This window comes from Marinobacter sp., assembly GCF_014859525.1.
Classification (GTDB): Bacteria; Pseudomonadota; Gammaproteobacteria; order Pseudomonadales; family Oleiphilaceae; genus Marinobacter.
Genome location: NZ_JACUUB010000011.1, coordinates 18,586 through 38,305, shown reverse-complemented (window position 1 = coordinate 38,305; position 19,720 = coordinate 18,586). Strand labels below are relative to the sequence as shown.

Annotated in this window: 21 protein-coding genes; 5 read left to right on the top strand and 16 right to left on the bottom strand. The window is 59.2% G+C overall.

Translation table 11 applies throughout. The features are described 5' to 3' along the window. The first annotated feature begins 7 nt into the window (after positions 1–7). Complete coding sequence (locus tag IBX51_RS04755) at positions 8–151, top strand: DUF2256 domain-containing protein (RefSeq protein WP_106694711.1); 144 nt, start codon at positions 8–10, stop codon at positions 149–151. Beyond that, positions 148–1,668 (top strand): deoxyribodipyrimidine photo-lyase, encoded by a 1,521-nt coding sequence (locus IBX51_RS04750; RefSeq protein WP_291829194.1) that lies wholly within the window; start codon positions 148–150, stop codon positions 1,666–1,668. The genes IBX51_RS04755 and IBX51_RS04750 overlap by 4 nt, the downstream gene beginning before the upstream one ends. On the opposite strand, the gene IBX51_RS04745 is transcribed toward IBX51_RS04750, so the two are convergent. From IBX51_RS04745 to IBX51_RS04670, 16 genes are all read right to left on the bottom strand, one after another. Then, on the bottom strand, positions 1,651–3,132 hold the full coding sequence (locus IBX51_RS04745; protein ID WP_291829191.1) for a complex I subunit 5 family protein: 1,482 nt from the start codon (positions 3,130–3,132) through the stop codon (positions 1,651–1,653). The two genes, IBX51_RS04750 and IBX51_RS04745, sit on opposite strands and share 18 nt — an antisense overlap. Further along, the gene (locus IBX51_RS04740; RefSeq protein ID WP_291829189.1) at positions 3,129–4,625 is read right to left on the bottom strand and encodes a proton-conducting transporter membrane subunit; all 1,497 of its coding nucleotides are present in this window, start codon (positions 4,623–4,625) and stop codon (positions 3,129–3,131) included. The genes IBX51_RS04745 and IBX51_RS04740 overlap by 4 nt, the downstream gene beginning before the upstream one ends. Beyond that, a complete protein-coding gene (locus IBX51_RS04735) occupies positions 4,622–6,088 on the bottom strand; it encodes a proton-conducting transporter membrane subunit (RefSeq protein WP_291829187.1) in 1,467 nt (488 codons plus the stop codon). Before IBX51_RS04735 ends, IBX51_RS04740 begins: the two co-directional genes overlap by 4 nt. Beyond that, entirely contained in the window at positions 6,085–6,435 is a 351-nt protein-coding gene (locus IBX51_RS04730; RefSeq protein ID WP_291829186.1) for a cation:proton antiporter subunit C, read from the bottom strand. The genes IBX51_RS04735 and IBX51_RS04730 overlap by 4 nt, the downstream gene beginning before the upstream one ends. Next, on the bottom strand, positions 6,432–7,133 hold the full coding sequence (locus tag IBX51_RS04725) for an MnhB domain-containing protein (RefSeq protein ID WP_291829184.1): 702 nt from the start codon (positions 7,131–7,133) through the stop codon (positions 6,432–6,434). Before IBX51_RS04725 ends, IBX51_RS04730 begins: the two co-directional genes overlap by 4 nt. Beyond that, positions 7,130–7,414, bottom strand: a complete 285-nt coding sequence (locus IBX51_RS04720) for a DUF4040 domain-containing protein (protein ID WP_291829182.1) — start codon at positions 7,412–7,414, stop codon at positions 7,130–7,132. The genes IBX51_RS04725 and IBX51_RS04720 overlap by 4 nt, the downstream gene beginning before the upstream one ends. After that, the gene (locus IBX51_RS04715; RefSeq protein ID WP_291829180.1) at positions 7,407–7,727 is read right to left on the bottom strand and encodes a monovalent cation/H(+) antiporter subunit G; all 321 of its coding nucleotides are present in this window, start codon (positions 7,725–7,727) and stop codon (positions 7,407–7,409) included. The genes IBX51_RS04720 and IBX51_RS04715 overlap by 8 nt, the downstream gene beginning before the upstream one ends. Continuing rightward, a complete protein-coding gene (locus tag IBX51_RS04710) occupies positions 7,720–8,013 on the bottom strand; it encodes a monovalent cation/H+ antiporter complex subunit F (protein WP_291829230.1) in 294 nt (97 codons plus the stop codon). The genes IBX51_RS04715 and IBX51_RS04710 overlap by 8 nt, the downstream gene beginning before the upstream one ends. 5 nt (positions 8,014–8,018) lie before the next feature. Further along, the gene (locus IBX51_RS04705) at positions 8,019–8,534 is read right to left on the bottom strand and encodes a Na+/H+ antiporter subunit E (protein ID WP_291829178.1); all 516 of its coding nucleotides are present in this window, start codon (positions 8,532–8,534) and stop codon (positions 8,019–8,021) included. Between the two features lie 137 nt (positions 8,535–8,671). After that, positions 8,672–9,511 (bottom strand): cytochrome b5-like heme/steroid binding domain-containing protein, encoded by an 840-nt coding sequence (locus tag IBX51_RS04700; protein WP_291829176.1) that lies wholly within the window; start codon positions 9,509–9,511, stop codon positions 8,672–8,674. Continuing rightward, positions 9,508–10,827 carry a ferredoxin reductase family protein gene (locus IBX51_RS04695; protein WP_291829174.1) on the bottom strand — a complete coding sequence of 440 codons (1,320 nt, stop codon included), beginning with the start codon at positions 10,825–10,827 and terminating at the stop codon, positions 9,508–9,510. Before IBX51_RS04695 ends, IBX51_RS04700 begins: the two co-directional genes overlap by 4 nt. A 24-nt stretch (positions 10,828–10,851) precedes the next feature. After that, positions 10,852–11,337 carry a hypothetical protein gene (locus IBX51_RS04690; protein WP_291829172.1) on the bottom strand — a complete coding sequence of 162 codons (486 nt, stop codon included), beginning with the start codon at positions 11,335–11,337 and terminating at the stop codon, positions 10,852–10,854. A gap of 117 nt (positions 11,338–11,454) precedes the next feature. Next, entirely contained in the window at positions 11,455–14,580 is a 3,126-nt protein-coding gene (locus IBX51_RS04685) for an efflux RND transporter permease subunit (protein WP_291829171.1), read from the bottom strand. Further along, positions 14,580–15,857, bottom strand: coding sequence for an efflux RND transporter periplasmic adaptor subunit (locus IBX51_RS04680; protein WP_291829169.1), 1,278 nt, complete (start codon positions 15,855–15,857; stop codon positions 14,580–14,582). Before IBX51_RS04680 ends, IBX51_RS04685 begins: the two co-directional genes overlap by 1 nt. Before the next feature lie 5 nt (positions 15,858–15,862). Then, positions 15,863–17,182, bottom strand: coding sequence for a TolC family protein (locus IBX51_RS04675; RefSeq protein ID WP_291829167.1), 1,320 nt, complete (start codon positions 17,180–17,182; stop codon positions 15,863–15,865). Between the two features lie 140 nt (positions 17,183–17,322). Then, positions 17,323–17,673 (bottom strand): DUF3147 family protein, encoded by a 351-nt coding sequence (locus IBX51_RS04670; RefSeq protein WP_291829166.1) that lies wholly within the window; start codon positions 17,671–17,673, stop codon positions 17,323–17,325. Between the two features lie 169 nt (positions 17,674–17,842). Here IBX51_RS04670 and IBX51_RS04665 point away from each other — a divergent pair, with 169 nt between their 5' ends. The 3 genes from IBX51_RS04665 to IBX51_RS04655 are packed head-to-tail and all read left to right on the top strand — an operon-like array spanning position 17,843 to position 19,682. Continuing rightward, positions 17,843–18,214 carry a hypothetical protein gene (locus IBX51_RS04665; RefSeq protein WP_291829164.1) on the top strand — a complete coding sequence of 124 codons (372 nt, stop codon included), beginning with the start codon at positions 17,843–17,845 and terminating at the stop codon, positions 18,212–18,214. A gap of 46 nt (positions 18,215–18,260) precedes the next feature. Next, positions 18,261–18,995 (top strand): HupE/UreJ family protein, encoded by a 735-nt coding sequence (locus IBX51_RS04660; protein WP_291829162.1) that lies wholly within the window; start codon positions 18,261–18,263, stop codon positions 18,993–18,995. Positions 18,996–19,010: 15 nt separating this feature from the next. After that, the gene (locus tag IBX51_RS04655; RefSeq protein ID WP_291829160.1) at positions 19,011–19,682 is read left to right on the top strand and encodes a hypothetical protein; all 672 of its coding nucleotides are present in this window, start codon (positions 19,011–19,013) and stop codon (positions 19,680–19,682) included. Positions 19,683–19,720: the final 38 nt, after the last annotated feature.

The following is a 19,720-nucleotide window of genomic DNA, read 5'->3' as shown; positions in this document are numbered from 1 at the left end:
CGACCACATGCACAAAAAACCACACCTGCCCGAGAAAACCTGCCCGGTGTGCCAGCGCCCTTTCAGCTGGCGCAAAAAATGGGCAAAAGACTGGGACCAGGTCCGCTATTGCAGTGAACGGTGCCGCCGTAACCGGAGCCTGCAACCATGACCACGGTGGTCTGGTTCAAACGGGATTTGCGCACCCGCGATCACGCTCCTCTGGTGGCAGCCGCCAATCTGGGGGAGCCTGTTATTGCGCTGTACGTGATTGAAGACGACTACTGGCAGCAACCGAATACCAGCGGGCGGCAATGGTGTTTTATCCAGGATTCCCTGGATGATCTGGATACGCAGTTGCGCAAAGCGGGCAACCAACTGGTGGTGTTGCGTGGATCGGTCATTGAGGCTCTGAGAAGGCTCAAGGCAAGCCATGCCATTGAGCGTGTGTTTTGCCATCAGGAAACCGGCGGGCAATGGACCTTCGAGCGCGACAAAGCGGTTATACAGTGGTGCTTCGACAGTCAGATAGAGTTTAGGGAGTGGAATCAGTTCGGCGTGGTACGCCGGCTCAAAGATCGGGATGTCTGGGACAAAGCCTGGACCGAACTGATGAGGCAGCCCGTGCTTGAGGCACCTGGCTCCGTTCCTGTTGCCGGCGCCATTCAGGGGGTAGCCTGGCGCGGTGTAGAACCTGGCGCCACCGCCGCAGACTCGTGCCCGGATCGGCAAACCGGCGGCAGCAGTCGCGGCGAGACGTTACTGGCGTCGTTTCTGGAGCGCCGCTGTGTGGGTTACCAGTACAACATTTCCAGCCCCAGCACCGCCGTGCGCGCCTGCTCCCGGCTAAGCCCTCATATCGCCTATGGCACGGTCAGCCTCCGGGAGATTTACCAACAGGCCAAGGCAGCTGGCCATCACCGTAATACCCTGCCTCGGAAACAGAAAAGCCTGACCAGTTTTCGCTCCCGGTTGCACTGGCATTGTCACTTTATCCAGAAACTGGAAGACGAGCCGGAGCTGGAATTCCGCGCCATGCACCGGGAACTGGAGGGCATGAAAACCGGGCCGAACAATTCCGAACGGCTGCAGCGCTGGCAGCAAGGCCAGACCGGCTGGCCGCTGGTGGATGCCTGCATGCGCAGCCTGCAGCACACCGGCTGGCTCAATTTCCGGATGCGGGCGATGCTGATGGCTGTGGCCAGCTATCAACTCTGGCTGCACTGGCGTGATCCTGCCCTGCATCTGGCGCAACTGTTTACCGATTTCGAGCCGGGCATTCACTATTCCCAGACCCAGATGCAATCTGGCCTGACCGGCATTAACGCCCTGCGCATCTATAACCCGGTGCTGCAAAGCCAGAAGCTGGACCCGAACGGCGAGTTTATCCGCCGCTGGATTCCGGAACTGGCCGGGGTGCCAGCAGAAATGATCCATACCCCGTGGTTGATGACGCCCGCCCAGAAAGCGAAGTTCGGCGGCAACACCTACATTGCGCCGGTGTGCGACCACGAACAGGCGGCCCGCGCCGCGCGCAAAGCGGTGGGAGACTTCCGAAAACAACACGTCAGCCGGGAAGAGACGGGCCGGGTACTGCACCGCCACGGCAGCCGCAAGGGGCCGCATCAAACACGGCCGAAAGCCGCAAGCAAGCAGCCACCGGACAACCAGCTATCGCTGTTTGACTGAACGCCAGGCCAGCGCCGCAATAACCGTGGCCAACAACATGGGCCAAAACAGGCTCCAGGCTTCATAAACCATCGCGCTCAGCCAGGCTTTTTCCGGCACTGCCTCCGGCCAGGGCAACCACCAGAACAGTATCAGACTGCTGGCCGTGGCCAGACCCCAGCCCAGCCACATAAACGCAGGATTGCTGCCAACGCCGGCGACCGCCCGTTGCACCCACAAGAAACGCCAGACCAGCAGCATGGTGGCCACGGCCCCAGCACTCATCAGCGTTGGCAGGTAGGGAGCCATCGCAAACCCGAAGCTGTCCGGTTTGAGCAGTTCCTTCATAGCCAATTTGCTGGCCGCGCCACTGGTAAACGGCAACCCCGCCAGCGACAGCCCCGGCAATGCAATCAACAGCCACAACAGCCATTGGCCACCCCGGCTCGTCGGCAACGCCATGGCCGTGGAGAGGAACAAACTGCCTTTGGCCAGGCCATGATGCAACACGTACAACGCCATCACCGCAAACAGCGGGCCCGCATAATCGGCATTGGCCAGCGCCGCGCCCACCATCAGGGTCATCAGGCCCATCTGGCTGATACTGGAATAGGCCAGCACGGCCTTCGGGCGCTGCTGGCGCACGCCAAGCAAAGCACCACCCAGGGAACCGACGGCGCCCAGGATCACCAGCGCATTGCCCCAGCCCGGCAAAGACACCTCACCAAACGGCAAGGTGACCAGCCAACCCAACAGGCCGGCCTTGATCATGGCACCACTGAGAACCGCACTGGCCGGCGTCGGCGCGACCGGGTGCGCCAGGGGCAACCAGAAGTGCAGTAAGGGCAAGCCCGCTTTTACCCCGAAACCCGCCAACAACAAGAGCATGATCAGCCATTGCCTATCTGCCCCTGCGATGGCTGCCGGCAGGTTTGCCAACAGGCCGCTGCCCGCCAATTGCGCGGCCATCAGCAAGCCAGACAAAATCGCCATCTCCCCCACGACCGCCATACCCAGGTAAACACGGCCCGCCCGGTTGGCTTCGTCGGTGCCTTCATGCACCACCAGGCCATAACCGGCAAAGGTCATCAGGGCAAAAAAGCTGTAAAAGCTGGCAATATCCAGAGAAATAATCAGCCCCAGATTGCCCGCCAGGGTAAGCGACCAGAACACACAAAACCGGCGCAAGTGGTGGTCTTTCAGGTAGCCAATGGCAAACACGCCACCGATCAGCCAGAGCATTGCGGTTAATACAAGAAAGGCCCGGCGAAGGTCGTCCGCACCCCACAAGCCACCAATGAGCAACCCCGGCAACTCCAGCCACCAGCCAGGCTCCACTGCCACACCAAGTAACAGGGCCGGCAATGGCAGAAGTGGCAGGCAATAGCGATAGCCCCGCTGCCATTCAGTCCGACAGCTGAGCACCATTGAAGCCAACGGCAACATCACACTTAGCAAGACAAACGGCGCAGAAAACAGGGTCACAGCGCCACCTCCCGCAACACAATCAACTCAGCCCAGCTCAGAGGGCTGAACGGCACATTGGCCAACAAACCCGCCAACACCATCAGGGTCGCAGTTATCAGGGGCGGCCACAGTAACCAGGCGCTGGTTTCAAGGCGTCCCCAGCGGCGCTCGTGGGGCCACGGTTCGCACTGCTCGGCAAACCAGAGCCGGTGCAGTATCGGGAGAAAATACGCCGCATTCAGCAAGCTACTGATCACCAGCACCGCCACCACCCAATCCATTCCCACCTCAAGTGCCCCGGCACCCATGGTCCACTTGGTAATGAACCCGGCCAATGGCGGCGCACCAATCATGCCAAAGGCGCCGAGGGTGAACGCCACCGAGGTACCCGGCATGCGTTTGCCTGCGCCGTCCAGTTCGTCGATGCGATGAACCCCCAGAGTTTCAGCGTAATTCCCGGCGCAGAAAAACAGGGTGATCTTCATGATGCCCTGATGCACCAGGTGAACCAGGCCACCTATAACGCCCAGCGGTCCAAACAGGCACAAACCCAACACAATGTAAGACACCTGGCTGACCGTAGAAAACGCCAGCCGGCGCTTCAGATCAACCTGGTAAAGGGCGCGAGTGGAACCGTAGATTATGGTGAGTGCCGCCACGACCGAAAGCCCGGCCAGCAGCCCCATGGCCTCTGCGGCCTCGAGCCCATAAATCTCAAAAACCACGCGAATGATTCCAAAAGCCCCGGCTTTTACAACCGCCACGGCGTGCAGCAAAGCGCTGACCGGAGCCGGCGCTACCATTGCCTGGGGCAACCAGCCATGGAACGGCACCAGGGCCGCCTTTACCCCAAGCCCCACCATCATCAGCACGAAAATAATCGTCAGGGGGCCGTTCAGCGACGGGTCAACATCTGAGAAATACCCTCCTTCCTGGAAACGCAGATCCCCCACCAGGCCATGCAGCCAGGCAATGGCAAACAGCAATACCGCGCCACCGGTCAGGGTGTAGATAATGTAGTTACGCCCGGCCCGCAGCGCTTTGGTTGTGCCGCGATGGACCACCAGCGGATAGGTGGAAAGGGTGAGCATTTCGTAGAACAAAAAGAAGGTGAACAGATTCCCCGCCAGGGCAATACCCATGGTACTGGCGACACACAGGCTGAAGAACCCGAAAAACCGGCTCCGGTTCGGAGAATCCTCAAGGTAGCCCACGGCATAGATGGTGGTCAGCAACCACAGCAGGGCAGACAACCCGGCAAACAACATCGACAGCGCATCGGCCCGCAGCACGAATTCCACACCGGGTACCATGGTGAACGCGGCCTCGTATTCGCGCCCGTGTGCGACACCCCAGATCATTACCCCAACCAGGGCAATCTTAAGGATGGCGGCGGCCAGGTTAATGATGGTTCTCAGACGGTACCCTTTCTCCGGCAACGCAAACAGAATCACCGACGCCAGTAACGAAGTCATCAGCGCGAAAACCGGCATTAATACACTCAGGGTCATTGGCCGCCCCCCTCAAACGGCAGAGACATCACCGACAATACCGGTTCAGCCACCAGACCGAGGCCAAGCGACATCAACGCCAGAATCATCGGGATCACCTCCAGGCTCCTGGACGGGTGATAGAACTGGTCCGTGTCTGTCGATTCAATGAACGACGCCCGGTAAACCCGGAAGACATAGGCCGCCGAAAGCAAGCCACCCGCCAACAGAACCGCCAGCCACCACCATTGGCCACTGGCCAGGCTGGCCTGAAGGAGCAGCCACTTGGCGGCAAAGCCACCCGTGGGCGGCAACCCCATCAACGACACTCCGGCCAGACCGAAGGAAAACAGCGAGAATGGCAGGAACCGGCTGACACCCGCCAGGGCATCCACCCGGTTACTGCCCACCGACATGATCAGATTGCCGGCGGCCAGGAACATCGCAGCCTTGGCCAGAGCGTGGCTGATCACCTGCAGGGTAATGCCCTGTTGCGCCTGCAAGGAGATGGCCTCGGTGACGCCCCAGGTGAGCGGGAACAGCAAAAACAGATAGCCAATCTGCGCCACGGAGGAATAGGCGACCACCTGTTTCAATTTTGTCTGCCGGAACGCCAGCCAGCTACCCCAGATAATCGCCAAACTGCCCAGAACGCCTATCAACTGAGCCAGGGCGAAGCCACCCAGTTCGCCTCCCAGGTCCAGCCATAGCCTGGCGGCAATGTAGAACGAGGCTTTGACCACCAACGCAGACAACAGCGCACTGACCGGCGATTTGGCGATGCCATGGGCCGGTGGCAACCAGCCGTGCATCGGGAACAGCGCGGTTTTCAGGGCCAGGCCCAACAGCATCAGGACCAGCGGGAAGGTCTGGCCCGACTGGGCATCACCGCTATTCATCAGTTCGGTTACGCCTGCCAGCGACAGGGTGCCAAACTGGCCGTAAATCAGGGCCACTCCAAGCAGGTACGCCAGGGAGCCCAGCAAAGCCGCCATCAGGTAGCGAATCGCCGCCCTGAGCGCATCCGCCTGGCCGCCCAGCGCCACCAGCCCCACGGCGGCAAGGCTGATCAGTTCCAGCCCCACATACAGATTGAACAGGTCGCCGCCCAGCCAGACCGCGTTCAGCCCGGCCCAAAGAAACCAGAACAGTGGCCAGAAATACCGGTGCCATGGCTTGCCCGGGTCTAGGTAAATACTGGCATGCCAGCCGCAAGCTGCCGCTACCAGGGCCGTCAGCAACACAAAGGTTACCGCCAGGCCATCTACCCGCAATTCAATGCCCAGTGGCGCCTGCCAGCCGCCAAGCAAATAGAGAAAACCGCCATCGCTGGCAACGGCGGCCCACAAACCCAGCGACACCAGCACCTGCACCGCCATCCCCAGCCAGGTAACCAGCCGGCCCTTGCGGAAATCCACCATCAGGGTCAGCACCGCCCAGGCCAGGGGTGTGAACAGCAATCCTGCCATTAACCACAGGGTCATTCGGGGGCACCCTCCCGGTTCACAGACCGAGCCTTGGGCCTGGCGCTCTTCGCGGCAGGCTCGGCCAGCGTAGTCTGGCCTGACAAATGGTAGTAACGGCGGATTAACACCACGGCCAGGGCCGTCGCTGCAATAGCCACCACAATGCCAGTGAGCACCAGAGCCTGAGGCACAGGATCAGGCTGGCCGTTGCGCTGTGCCAGGCCAACCATGACCAGAAACACGCCTGAGCCAATCAGATTGAACGCCATCAACTTGCGCAGAAGGTGCTGCAGGCGCAGGAAACCGAACAGGCCAATGCCGCACAAGGCAACGCCAGCAAATGCGTACAGCAAGGACGGGGTCATCCGCTCTCCCCTTCTTCCGGCTCTTCGGCGCCGTTAACCGGTGCCGACACAAACAGAGCCAGCAATACCATGGCAATGGAGAAGGTAAGTACGGTCTCGATGATCAGGATCAGAGGCTTGGTAAAGGCGTCCGGATACGCCAGGAACGCATCGCCCGCCATGGCGCTGACCACAGCCACCAGCAGAAATACGGAAAATCCGAGCGCCAGCCCCAAACGCAATAACACACCGGGGCGCAGAAACTCCATCGGGATTCCGCCAAGGCGCATCATCACGCCCGAGGCCGCCAACACGGCCCCGGCCTGGAACGCTCCCCCGGGGCGGTCGGAACCCGCCCACAACAGATAACCGGCAAGCACCAGCATCAGCGGCACAAACCAGCGCTGCAGGGCATACAACAAGGAATCCGAGGTGCGCAGTTCGGGGTCTTCAAGGGAGGCGGTGTTCGCCATGGAGATACCGGCAATCCCGGCGATGACCAATACACCGATCTCAAGCAGAGTGTCGTAACTGCGAAAGTTCAGCAGTACAGCGGTGATCGGATGCTCTACTCCGCTAGCCTCCAGGTTGTCCGCCAACAGTCCGGGCAGATCGACCGGAGCCTGGGTACCGGCAATCTGCCAGACCGTGATCATGAGGGCACCGGCAAAGACCAGGCACACGGCCGCGAGGACAGTAATACCCAAAAAACGACTCATCCCGACGCCCCGCCCTGGTCATCGCCGTCACCAGCGCGGCCCCGGTTGTAGCCCAAATGCCGGGCCGCATCCAGCAGCAACACGCCGGTCAGGCCGGCACCGATGGCGGCTTCTGCCAGCGCGATGTCCGGCGCCTGAAGGCGAACCCAGGCCAGAGCCATCAGCAGGCCAAAGGCGATAAACATCACCACCGCCCTAAACAGGTTTCGGGACGCCAGCACCGCCACCGCGGTTGTCAGCAAGGCCAGCACCAGCAGGCCGTCCAGCAGCCATTCAGTCATGCTCGACCTCCCCGGCGTTCGGCGGTTCCGGGCGAACGTGCACGGCACGGGCAATCAGGTGGGCCGAGGTGGCACTGGCGGCCAGCGCCGCCGCCCAGATCAACAGGGTTTTCAGGCCACCTGCCAGCGACGGTGCCAGCGGTAACAGCGCCAGCACGATAAAACCCAGCCCCAGGTTGTCCACCTTGGTCAGCGCGTGGATTCGGGTCAGGGTGTCGGAGAACCGAAACAACCCCAGTGTGCCCACGGCAAAGAACAGGCAACCCAGGATCAGCAGCACTGCCTGACTCACAAAGATCAGGGAATCAGTCATGGCGAGCCTCCGACTCTGCATCGGGTGAATTCGCCGGCTGGTCGATCCGCACTACCCGGGTAACAAAGGCCACGATCGCCAACACGGACAGCACCGCCAGGGTCAAGGCTACATCCATCAGAGCCGGCATGGACTGAGCATGTGCCAGCACCATCAAAAGGGCCACCCCGGTGGTTCCGAACAGTTGCGAGGCCAGCATCCGGTCAGCCGGCGCCGGGCCACGCCAGATGCGCACCAGTGCAATCAGCAGCGTCAGCAACAAAAAGGCCGCAACGGCATTAAGCATAAGAGTCACCGGGTTGCCTCCTGACAGTCATCAACCGCCAGCCCGAATACACCGGCTACCCGGCGTTCGGTCGCGCGCACATCCCGTTCCACCGGATCGCGGGTGTCGAGACAATGCAGGGTCAGCTGGTCGCCTTCAAGCAGCACACTCAAAGTGCCGGGCATCAACGACAGGGTATTGGCGAGCAACCAGCGGGGGCTGCCCTCCGGCACATTCAGCGTCAAGGTGATTTCACCGGGTTGCACCGGCAAGGCCGGAGACAACAACCGCCGGGCCACATCGACGCCGGCGACAACCGAGCGGGACAGAAAGTAACCAAAAAACAGGAGCAACCCGCCAGGCCGGAGCGGAAAACCCGAGGGCGGGAACAGGCGCACGGAAAGCCAGGCAACCAGTACCGAAACCACGGCACCGAAGCCCAGGCCGGATAGCTCACCCAGGGTCAGCGCCCACCACACCACAAACAGAACCGTGCTACGGAACAAAAACGTGATCAAAGGTGATGCTGGCGCTGGCGGCATAGGCTCTCCCTTTCAGGCGTTAACAGGGCATTGGTTTGCTAACTCCCTGTTAAAGTTCCCAAAAGCCTAACACAGTCTGCCCCCCGGGCGGAAAACATGCGCCCCGGGCAGGCACTCATCCGCCCTCAGAAAACGGCCTACCAGCTATACACACCCCGGTTCAGGCCATCACGAAAGGCGCTGATCACCTTTGCACCCCGAAGCGTTGCGCCGGAGTAGCCGTCAATATCATCGACTACGTTCTGCGGCTCATACAGCCGGAAAATCGCCTCCATCGGTTCGCCTTCCAGACGCTCGGTAATCTGCTGATACTGACGCAACACCGGGTAAAGCTCAGCGCCATCATTCATTTTCAGATAATCCTGATCCCGATAAAACAGGTGCCGGTAGGACATCCCCTTGATTCGGCCTGCCTCAAGCCGGAATTGCAGGCTGACCTGAATCAGCCCACGGTCTATGAAGTTGCCCCGGTAGGTGCCATCCAGATAATTGCCAGGTGCTAACCCCAGCATCATTTGGCCGAGACGGTTATCAACACTGACGGGCTTTGTGGAATGCGCTACGGTTTCCGCCTGCGGCGTCGCCGAGGCGGGAGAGCCGCCTTCAAGCACGCCTATCCGATAATCCTCCAGTCGGGCAGCGGCGCGGGGGCTGTGGGGGCGACCATTGCCCTTATCGAGCCAGGCTGACGTTGCCTCTTGCCCGCACCAGCGGGTAAAGACCTCTTCCTCGGTGGGGTGATTCGGCAGGTACTCGGTGAGGTCGTACACCACACCGTCAATCGCCTTCCAGCAGCTGCCGGCATGATTGTGTTCCGCTACCTGACCAAGCCGGTAAACCGCCTCATCACGGGCATTCTCACCGGCACTGGCTGATGACGGATCCGGGTTACCCTGAACCAGATTAACCACCACCAAGGTCAGCACCACGCTGACAAAGGCCACAAACGTTGTGTAAGCAATTCGGTTACTGGTCATAGAAAATCAAACGCCTCCGTGTGAATACGATGGCCAGGCACCCCTTCGTGCCTGAGCAGGGTTTGCAGGTGGTTGATCATGCCCGGCGGCCCGCACATATAGATTTCCCGCTCGGCGAAATCCGGGCAGCGCTCGGCCAGATAATCCCGAGTGATCACTCCATGCTCGTTCATATAGTGGGTATGCACAGCAAAGCCATCGCAGGCCTCGGCAATGCGGATCAGTTCATCCAGGTAATAGGCCCGCTCCGGCCGATTAGCCAGATATAACAGGCTGGCGTCCGGCCGGTGCGTTTCTCCGGCCTCTATCCTGTCCCGGGCGCCAGAGACAAATGGCGTAATGCCAATACCACCTGCTAACCACAACTGTTTGCGCCGTGGATCTGGCCCATCCGCGCCTTTTGCCGCCAACGCCGGGCTGTCAAAAAAGATCCCGTAAGGGCCCTCGATACGTACCTCTGCACCCGGCTTGATGTCCAGCAATGCCCGGGTGGCATCGCCGACCGCTTTAATGCCGATCCTCAACTCATCATCGCCGGAGCCAGAAGCAATGGTGTAGGGGTGCTCTTCCCGATAACCGGCCGCCAGAGAGGCATCCATGGGCGTCAGATACACAAACTGCCCGGCCTGCCAGCGAATTCCTTTACCCTTCGGCCGCAGGCGTAGCTCCACCACATCCCGGGCAAGTTTATCCATGCCATCAACCACATAGGGTTTCCTGGCCAACCAGGGCGACAACAACTTACGCCACGCGATGGCCGCCAGAGCCAGTGCCGACAGCAGCCACCAGACCCAGGCGGTGGTGGATAGCATCAGGGTATGAACCAACGCCAGCAACAGCGCCGGTGCCGACAACAGGTGCAAGCGTTTCCAACGCTGGTAATGCAGGGTGCCAAAGAAGCCCAGCGTGGGCGCGATGAACACCAACATGGTGAGGAAGGCAGCCCAGCCAAGCCAGACCTCCCTGTGGATCAGGGGCGGAAACAGCGTAGCAACACTGGCGCCAACAGACATCGGCAAAGTGGCCAGTGCCAACAACAGCACATGGGCCATCACCAGCATAAAGGCCGAAAAGCCCAGCCAGCGGTGCACAACCCAAAGCCGCACCAGGCCACCAAACCAGGGGTCGATACCGGGAATACGAGCCGACAATATACCCGCCAGCAGAAACGCTGACAGGGCAAACACCCCGGCCAGCTCCGCCAGCGAATACAGCCAGCCTTGACTGCCCCAGGGCAACGCCGGAGCAGCAATAACGACAGGCAATAAAAAGAGCCCCAGCAACAACAAGTCACCGGGGTATTTTCTAAAAGTCATAAACGCTCCATGTCAGTGAGCGATTTACCGCCCTTTCTGGCCCTGTGCCTGATGCTCCAGCATTTGTTCCATCATCATCTGCATCTGCTCCATGCGCTGTTCCATCATTTCCACTCGCTGCTCAGGATCCATCATGCTGCCCGCCTGCCCCTTTGACTGATTACCCATACCCTGGCCACCACCCATCTGACCCTGATGCTGCCCCTTCTTGCCGTGGCCGTGGTCTTTGCCCTGACCTTTACCCATCATGCCGCCGCGCATCATCTGCATGTGCTGCCGCATGGACTCCATGTGCTTCTCGCGGATGCTCTGACGCTCGGCATCCGACTTGGCGTTGCGCATTTCCTGCATCATGTCCTGCATCTGCGACATGTTTTGATGCATCTGCTGCATGTGTTCCTCATTCATCATGCCACCCTGGGGCATTTGCTCGGAGTGGCTACCGGCAAACACCAGAAGGGGCGCGGAAACCAGAACAGAACATGCGATTAATCGGGTAAACCTGTTCATAAGATTCTCCTTTACATCGTAATTAGTGAGCGTCCACTACAGTAAAGACCATAAAACTGAATCGAACCTGAATTAGCATCAACTCCCTGAGCCTCTCTTGGCCAGAATTGACTCAGGTCATCTGTACGCAAGGCCCCTCCGTTTCCAGAGATAAAACAGTACGGGAATGACCAACAATGCCAGCAACATGGCACTGACCATACCACCCACCATCGGGGCCGCGATACGCCCCATGACCTCCGAACCCGTCCCGGTTCCGAACATGATGGGCAACAGCCCGATAATTATAGAGCTTCCGGTCATCATGATCGGCCGGACCCGTAATCCGGCACCATGTAAAACGGCATGTTTGAGGGTTTCGCGCCCGGGCTTCAGACCTTTTTGCTCACAGTTCTCCAGCATCGACTGGTAGGACTGGTTCAGATACACCAGCATGATGACCCCGATCTCTACGGCAACCCCCGCCAGGGCAATAAACCCGACTCCAACGGCCACCGAAAAGTTGTAACCCAACAGGTACATGAACCAGACTGCGCCCACGAGAGCAAACGGAAGCGTGCCCAGGATCATCGCCACCTCAGCAATGCGGCGGAAGCTCATGAACAACAGGATAACAATGATCGCCAATGTCAGCGGGACCACATAAGTCAGTTTTTCCTTGGCCCGGAGCATGTATTCATATTGACCGGACCAGGCCACGGAATAGCCTGCAGGCAGCTGCAACTCGTCGGTTACCACCGCCATCGCCTGCTCTACATAGCTGCCAACATCAACACCTTCGATGTCCACAAACGTCCAGCCGTTGAGCCTGGCATTCTCGCTCTTGATCGCCGGAGGGCCGTCCTCAATCCGAATGTCAGCTACATCGGCCAAGGCAATGCGCTGGCCGGATGGCGTGACGATCGGCAGCTGGCGGAGCTTTTCAGGGGAGTCACGGTAATCCTGAGGATAACGCACATTGATAGGGTATCTTTCCAGCCCCTCGATGGTTTGAGACACGTTAATCCCGCCCACCGCCGACGCGATCACCTGCTGAACATCGGCAATGTTGAGGCCATACCTCGCCGCCCGTAATCGGTCGATATCAGCCTGAACATAACGGCCACCGGCAACGCGCTCGGAATACACAGATGCCGTACCGGGAACCTTCGAAAGAATGGCTTCCAGTTGCTTGCCCACTGCCTCGATGGTTGCCAGCTCAGGCCCAGCAACCTTGATGCCAACCGGCGTTTTTATCCCGGTCGCCAGCATGTCAATCCGAGTAATGATCGGCATCACCCAGGCATTGGTAACGCCGGGAAATTGGATAAGGGCATTCAATTCCTGCTTCAGTTTTTCGGTGGTCATGCCCTCACGCCACTGATCGCGTGGCTTGAGTTGAATAAACGTTTCAATCATCGTCAGCGGGGCGGGATCTGTCGCGGTCTCTGCCCGGCCAACCTTGCCAAAAACCGATTCCACTTCCGGCAGCGAGGCAATCAACCGGTCGGTCTGTTGCAGCAATTCCCGGGCCTTGCCAATGGAAATCCCTGGGTAGGTGGTTGGCATATACATCAGGTCACCCTCATCCAGAGGCGGGATGAATTCGCTGCCTATCCGGGATGCAGGCCACAACCCCAACGCCAGAATCAGAACCACCACAATCAGGGTTGTCACCGGATACGTCAGAACACCCTTCAGCATTGGCAGGTAGCCCGACACCAAGAACCGGTTCACCGGGTTTTTGTGTTCCGACAGCACCTTGCCACGTATAAAGTAACCCATCAGCACCGGCACCAGCGTAACCGCCAGAGCGGCACTGGCCGCCATGGCGTAGGTTTTGGTGTAGGCCAGGGGCGAGAACATCCGGCCCTCCTGGGCTTCCAGCACAAACACCGGCACAAAGCTGACGGTAATGATCAATAATGAGAAGAACAGTGCCGGGCCCACCTCGGCGGACGCCTTCGCCACCACCTGCCAGCGGTTTTCCCGAGTCAGCGGTGTACGCTCCATGTGTTTGTGCATGTTCTCGATCATCACGATGGCGCCATCAATCATGGTGCCGATGGCAATGGCGATACCCCCCAACGACATGATATTGGCATTGATGCCCTGCCAGTACATCACGATGAACGCTGTCAGAATGCCGACCGGCAAGCTGATCATCACCACCAGTGACGAACGCACGTGGAACAGGAAGATCACACACACCAGCCCCACCACGAGGAGTTCTTCCAATAACTTGTTCCAGAGGTTGGTCACAGCGCGATCGATCAAACCGGAGCGGTCATACACCGTGACCACCTCGACGCCATCCGGTAAACTGCCCTGCAAAGACTCCAGTTTGGCTTTCACACCCCGTATAGTCTCCTGGGCGTTTTCACCAAAACGCATCACAATAACGCCACCAACCGTTTCGCCCTCGCCATTCAACTCGGCAATGCCCCTTCGCATCTGCGGCCCCACCTCAACGCTGGCCACATCCTTCAACAAAACCGGTGTGCCGTTGTCGTCTAGCCCCAGCGGAATCAAGAGCAGGTCTTCCCGGGACTGGATATAGCCCGAGGCCCGCACCATGTACTCCGCCTCGGCCATCTCAATCACCGAGGCCCCCACTTCCTGATTGCCGCGTTTTATGGCGGTTTCAATGTGGGACAAGGGAATCCCCAGGGTACGGAGCTTTTCCGGGCTGACCTGCACCTGGTACTGTTTAATCATGCCACCCACCGTGGCCACTTCCGAAACACCGGGTACCGTCTGCAGTTCGTACTTCAGAAACCAGTCCTGAAGGCTTCGGAGCTGGCTCAGGTCATTCTGGCCAGTGCGGTCTACCAACGCATACAGGTACACCCAGCCCACACCGGTGGCGTCCGGCCCCAGTTGCGGCCGGGCTTGTTCCGGCAGGTTCGGCGCAACCTGCGACAGGTATTCAAGCACCCGTGAACGGGCCCAGTACATATCGGTGTCTTCATCAAAAATCACATAAACGTAGGAGTCACCAAAAAACGAGTAGCCTCGAACGGTTTGCGCCCCCGGCACCGACAGCATGGCGGTGGTCAGCGGATAGGTAACCTGATCCTCCACCACCTGAGGAGCCTGTCCCGGGTAGCTGGTTTTAATGATGACCTGGACATCCGACAGATCCGGCAGTGCATCCACTGGTGTATTTTTCAGGGAATACAGCCCCAGACCCGTCAGCAATACTGCGGCCATCAGCACCAAAAACCGGTTGCGGATCGACCAGTGAATCAGCGCAGCAATCATCAGTGGCCTCCTTCATGGGGCGTACCATGGGCGCTGTGATCCATATCCGGCTCCGTCGGCCGAGGCGACATACGCAGGAAATCGGAGGTTTTGCTGGATTCGGAATCGATCAGAAACTGGGCAGAGGTGACCACGGTGTCGCCGGGCCTCACCCCCTGCAGAATCTCTGCATACTGGTCGCCTACCCGGCCAACACTCACGTTGACCGACTTGAACGCCCCCTGCTCCAGAGCCAATACCAGCCGGTCATTCTGGCCGGTGCGGATCACGGACTCCCTGGGCACGAGCATACGCCGGTCGCCCCTCTCGCCCTCTATATCAAGGTGGGCGAACATGCCGGGGCGCAGGGTACGGTCGGTGTTGTCAAAGCGCAGCCTGACCCGGGCCGTGCGGGTTGTTGTGTTGATCTCCGGATAGACATAATCCAGGCTCCCTCGCCACTGGCGGCCGGGCATATAGTCCAGCGTCATCACCGCCCGATCGCCAGGCTTTACCGCGGCAATCTGGCTCTCGAACATTTCGCCCAACACCCAGACCTCATCCAGAGAGGCAATGGTCACCACCTGGTCGCCAGGCTTGATAAACATCCCTTCCCGCACGTTAAGACTCTCGATAACCCCGGCCGCCGGAGCATAGATGGTCAGGGTCCGGCGCACTTCGCCGGTGTCCTTCAAGCTACGCACCAGACTGGACGGGACATTCAGCGCCAGCAGACGCTGTTCCGCAGCACGGATCAGATTCTCGTTACCCCGGTTTAACGCCAGGACCAGTTCCTCCTGGGCGTTAACCAAGGTAGGCGAATACAACGAGTACAAGGCCTTGCCCTGCTCAACCGGCTCCCCCTCCGCCTTCACATACAGCGCCTCAATCCAGCCTTCAACACGGGGGTGCACATGGGCCATGGCATCCTCGTTATATTGGACATGCCCGACGGTGGTGATGTTGACCGGCAGGCGCCCCTGGATAACCGTGCCGGTCCTCACACCCAGGTTGTTGGTCACCGCGGGGGATATCCGTACGGTGCCCGCTGGGTCATTCGCGGCCCCGTCGTCCGGATAAACCGGAACCAGGTCCATCCCCATGGGCGACTTGCCCGGTTTGTCTCTTCTGAAATCCGGATCCATGGGGGCCACCCAGTAAAGCGGCTCCCGGGCCTGTGAATGTGCGGGATCTGCGGTGTGATCCATGCTGGCGCCAGCCGCCAGCCACCAGGTAGCGCCAGCACCGGCGAAACCACCCAGCACGAGAAAGCCCAGAGGGCGAATGAAATTGGCCATAGTTGTCAGTCCTGATAACGAGTCGATGAAAAGGGTGAGGCGTTATCCGCGCCGGCGGTGACGTAATTAAAACTGGCTTGCGACTTGGCACGCTCGGCCACCATCTGAACCAGCTCGATGCGGGCATTGAGCTCGGCGATACGCGCCCGCACGGCTTCAGCAAAATCACCATCGTCGGAGTTGTAAGCACTCAGGGCGGCTTCAGCCTGCTGCTCCATCTGGGGCAGCAGGGTTTCCCGGTAACGGGTGATGCGCTCATCCAGGCGTTCGATGCGTACACGGGCACTGCGAGCCGAGGCCTGAAGCTGACGTAACTGCAGTGTGCGCTCCGTTTTAACCGCCTCTGCCCGTGCTACGGAGGCATTGAGGTTCCGGTCCTGGCGGTTACCTGTGAACAGGGGGAGATCAACGCTGATGCCAACGGAGAAAAAATCGGCCCGGTCCTGGCCGTTCGGAGCCTTGTCGCGGTAACCGTATTGTGCAGACAGTGACCACTCCGGTTTGTAGGCCTGTCTCGCCAGGTCAACCTCCAGAGCCCGCGTCTCAATCAGTTTATCCGTGGCGCGTATCATCGGATGGTCGATGGCCAATGCACTGTCGACCCTCGGGCGGCCGTTCGCAGGCACTGCTGTTAAATACGACGGTATGGTGTTCGCAACGGCCATTTGGTCGACACGGCTTGCCACCCATTCTGCCAGCGCTTCGCGGCTTGAGTTCAACTCTGCTGTCAGCGCCGTTAGCCGGTCATCCAGCCGCGTCAGCTCGACAGATGCACGGATGACATCCTGCAGCCGGGCACCCATCGTGGCCGAGCGGTAGCCCGCCTGGGCAACATCTTCCAGTTGTTCAAACAGGCCGCGGTTGCTCTCAATCAGCTGCACACTCTGCTGGGCGCGCCAGACATCCAGCCACAGGTGGCTGACCGTTTCGGTCACTTTGACTACGCGATTGTCTCGCTGACGAGGCTGTATCGACGCCATCTGCAGCACCCTGGCCTTGGCAATGTGGCGACTGTCGCCCCGGGGAAAGCGCTGGGTAAAACCAATGGTGGTCTGGGTCATCGCCTCTTGCCCGAGGTCGAAGGTGTCTGTTGGCAGGTTTGCCAGCCCCAGCGTCAGGCGAGGATCGGGTAGCGCACCCTGTGCCACAGCGTCTTCCCTGAGGGCCTGTTCCTGATAAACGCTTCCTTGTAGCCAGGGGTCATCCTGTAGGGCGATTTCAATGGCCGCCGTCAGGTCCAGCTCCTGCTGAGCCGCTGCGGGCAAGGCTGAGATGGCCAGCATCGTGGCCATGCCCAGTTTCGGAAGGTGTCTGAGATAACGCAAAGTGAATTCTCCGCAAAAGTCTGTAATGCGGAGAATGCTAGAGAGGCAACCTGAACTGTGACTGAAAGGTTTATTCTAAATGATGGATTTTTGATCTCGCTCAAAACAATCGGACACGCGGCCTGATCCAGCCGCCGAATCTACATCAAACCAACACCGAACCGTTTCATCACCAATGCCAGGGAGGCAAAACAAACAATGGTCAGTACTGCGCTGGCCGCCAGCGATAACCAGAACCCAAGACGGGGCAACAGGAACGGAAACAACAAAAACATCGGCAAGGTCGGCAGCACATACCAGAAGGTGTACCAGGCATGGTTGGCGATCTTGTCTGCCGGCTGATGCTCAACATACATCCAGACCATCGCCAGCACAGTCACCATGGGCAGCGCCGCAATCAGTGCGCCGAGTTTGTCGCTGCGCTTGGCGACTTCCGAAATCAAGACCACCAGGGCGGCGGTGATGGCGTATTTGGTTATGAGCCAGGTCATTGTATTGCTCTCCATAAGACCCGGGCAGGCGCGATCGACCCGGGAACATTTTTGACATTTAATTATTATCCGATTGGCGAGAAAGGTATCCTCATTCGCTCGAGTAATACAACCACCAAACCCGGGTTATCCCGACGATGCCCATGACCGAGCCCATGCACTAACGCCCATGATCGCCGCCATTCGCCACAGAACACTGTTGCCACTGATGGTTATGCTTATCGCACTGGCTGGCATGACGCTCTCCACCATTGGTGAAGCCTCTTCCCATGGCATTGCCGAACTCACAGAGTTTAACGGGACTGATCATGGTGACCATGCCCACAGTCATGACCTGGAGGATCACGGCGAGAATTCACACAGTGCTCACCAGCACCACGACTCTGGCAACCATACCCATGAAACGGCGGATCGGCTGACCGTCAACTTCGCACCTGCGCACGTGATATCACACCGGCAAGCCCTGCCGTTTGCCGGCGCCTCGCCCCAGAATTTTCGTTATCGCCTTGAACGCCCTCCAAAACCCGCTCTGATTGGCTGATTCTCGCTGCACTGCAGCTGACTGAACAAACACAATTGGAGTTTCTATGTTGTCAACTTTGCTTGGCGGCGTCTGGCGTAGGCGTCATGCCACCGGCGGGTACCGTCTGTTATGGATTTTTCTGGGCCTCGGGCTGTTCGGCATGAGCGCCGATGTGCTCGCCCATGCCGTCGCCGAAGGTGATAAAGGTTATATCCAGGAGATCACCGGGGTTAATCTGATTGCCTTCATGTATCTGGGGGCCAAGCACATGGTCACCGGCTATGACCACCTGCTGTTCCTGCTAGGTGTCATCTTCTTCCTGTACCAGATGAAGCACATCGCGATCTACGTGAGCCTGTTTGCGGTGGGCCATTCCACCACCATGCTGCTGGGTGTGTATTTCAACATTGGCATCAACAGCTACCTCATTGATGCCATTATCGGTCTGTCCATCGTGTACAAGGCACTGGACAACATCGGTGCCTATCAACGGTGGTTTGGTTTCCAGCCCAACACCAAGGCCGCCACGCTGATCTTCGGGTTCTTCCACGGCTTTGGCCTGTCGTCAAAAATCATCGAATACGACATCTCGCCGGATGGCCTGGTGCCAAACCTGCTCGCATTCAACGTAGGTGTGGAAATTGGCCAGCTCATCGCCCTGGCCATGATCCTGATTGCCATCAGCTTCTGGCGCAAAACCGACGGCTTTTTCCGCCACGCCTACACCGCCAATGTGGCCATGATGAGCGCAGGCTTCCTGCTCTTCGGCTATCAGCTCACCGGTTATTTTGTCGCTTAATTCTGGAGATTCGTTATGTACAACACCGATAGACCAAACCGTGAAGAACTGCCCACCACCGCCAAACTGGTTCGATCAACCATCATTGCTGCGATTGTAGCGCTGCTCCTGCTGGTAACAGTGGTCATGCCCGCTGAGTATGCGCTGGACCCCACCGGTGCAGGCCGGGTTCTGGGCCTGACCGAGATGGGTGAAATCAAGGAACAGCTGGCCGAAGAAGCGGCCGCCGATGCTGCCGCGCAAATGGTGGCAGTGCAGCCCCAGACCCAGGCACCGGCGCCCGCAGCGGTTGAGCCCGCCGCCACTGCCGAAGCAGCTCCTGAAGCCGAGCCAGCGCAGGAAGAGCCTGCTCCGGCAACCGCTCACGAAACCGAATGGAAAGATGAGGTTCGTTTTGTGCTGACGCCGGGCCAGGGCACGGAGTTCAAGCTCACCATGAATGAGGGTGCCATCGCCCGGTTTTCCTGGGAATCCGAGGGTGGCCCGGTTAACTTCGACACCCACGGCGACGGTGGAGGCCGGTCCATCTCCTACCAAAAGGGCCGCGGTGTTCCCGAGGATGAGGGCGAGCTTGAGGCCGCCTTTACCGGCAACCATGGCTGGTTCTTTCGGAACCGCAATAATAACGATGTGACCCTCGTGCTTAGGACGGGTGGTGATTATGGTGAGCTGAAAAGGATGCTTTGAACACGGATTAAAGCCAGTTCAGATTTGGAACAGGCGGC

Coding starts and splice junctions, on each gene's coding strand:
- IBX51_RS04695 (WP_291829174.1), bottom strand. CDS start 10,827: ATGACTTTTAGAAAATACCCCGGTGACTTGTTGTTGCTGGGGCTCTTT.
- IBX51_RS04735 (WP_291829187.1), bottom strand. CDS start 6,088: ATGACCCTGTGGTTAATGGCAGGATTGCTGTTCACACCCCTGGCCTGG.
- IBX51_RS04705 (WP_291829178.1), bottom strand. CDS start 8,534: ATGCCGCCAGCGCCAGCATCACCTTTGATCACGTTTTTGTTCCGTAGC.
- IBX51_RS04685 (WP_291829171.1), bottom strand. CDS start 14,580: ATGATTGCTGCGCTGATTCACTGGTCGATCCGCAACCGGTTTTTGGTG.
- IBX51_RS04660 (WP_291829162.1), top strand. CDS start 18,261: ATGTTGTCAACTTTGCTTGGCGGCGTCTGGCGTAGGCGTCATGCCACC.
- IBX51_RS04680 (WP_291829169.1), bottom strand. CDS start 15,857: ATGGCCAATTTCATTCGCCCTCTGGGCTTTCTCGTGCTGGGTGGTTTC.
- IBX51_RS04700 (WP_291829176.1), bottom strand. CDS start 9,511: ATGACCAGTAACCGAATTGCTTACACAACGTTTGTGGCCTTTGTCAGC.
- IBX51_RS04670 (WP_291829166.1), bottom strand. CDS start 17,673: ATGACCTGGCTCATAACCAAATACGCCATCACCGCCGCCCTGGTGGTC.
- IBX51_RS04725 (WP_291829184.1), bottom strand. CDS start 7,133: ATGAGTCGTTTTTTGGGTATTACTGTCCTCGCGGCCGTGTGCCTGGTC.
- IBX51_RS04720 (WP_291829182.1), bottom strand. CDS start 7,414: ATGACTGAATGGCTGCTGGACGGCCTGCTGGTGCTGGCCTTGCTGACA.
- IBX51_RS04690 (WP_291829172.1), bottom strand. CDS start 11,337: ATGAACAGGTTTACCCGATTAATCGCATGTTCTGTTCTGGTTTCCGCG.
- IBX51_RS04655 (WP_291829160.1), top strand. CDS start 19,011: ATGTACAACACCGATAGACCAAACCGTGAAGAACTGCCCACCACCGCC.
- IBX51_RS04755 (WP_106694711.1), top strand. CDS start 8: ATGCACAAAAAACCACACCTGCCCGAGAAAACCTGCCCGGTGTGCCAG.
- IBX51_RS04730 (WP_291829186.1), bottom strand. CDS start 6,435: ATGACCCCGTCCTTGCTGTACGCATTTGCTGGCGTTGCCTTGTGCGGC.
- IBX51_RS04715 (WP_291829180.1), bottom strand. CDS start 7,727: ATGACTGATTCCCTGATCTTTGTGAGTCAGGCAGTGCTGCTGATCCTG.
- IBX51_RS04740 (WP_291829189.1), bottom strand. CDS start 4,625: ATGACCCTGAGTGTATTAATGCCGGTTTTCGCGCTGATGACTTCGTTA.
- IBX51_RS04750 (WP_291829194.1), top strand. CDS start 148: ATGACCACGGTGGTCTGGTTCAAACGGGATTTGCGCACCCGCGATCAC.
- IBX51_RS04710 (WP_291829230.1), bottom strand. CDS start 8,013: ATGCTTAATGCCGTTGCGGCCTTTTTGTTGCTGACGCTGCTGATTGCA.
- IBX51_RS04665 (WP_291829164.1), top strand. CDS start 17,843: ATGATCGCCGCCATTCGCCACAGAACACTGTTGCCACTGATGGTTATG.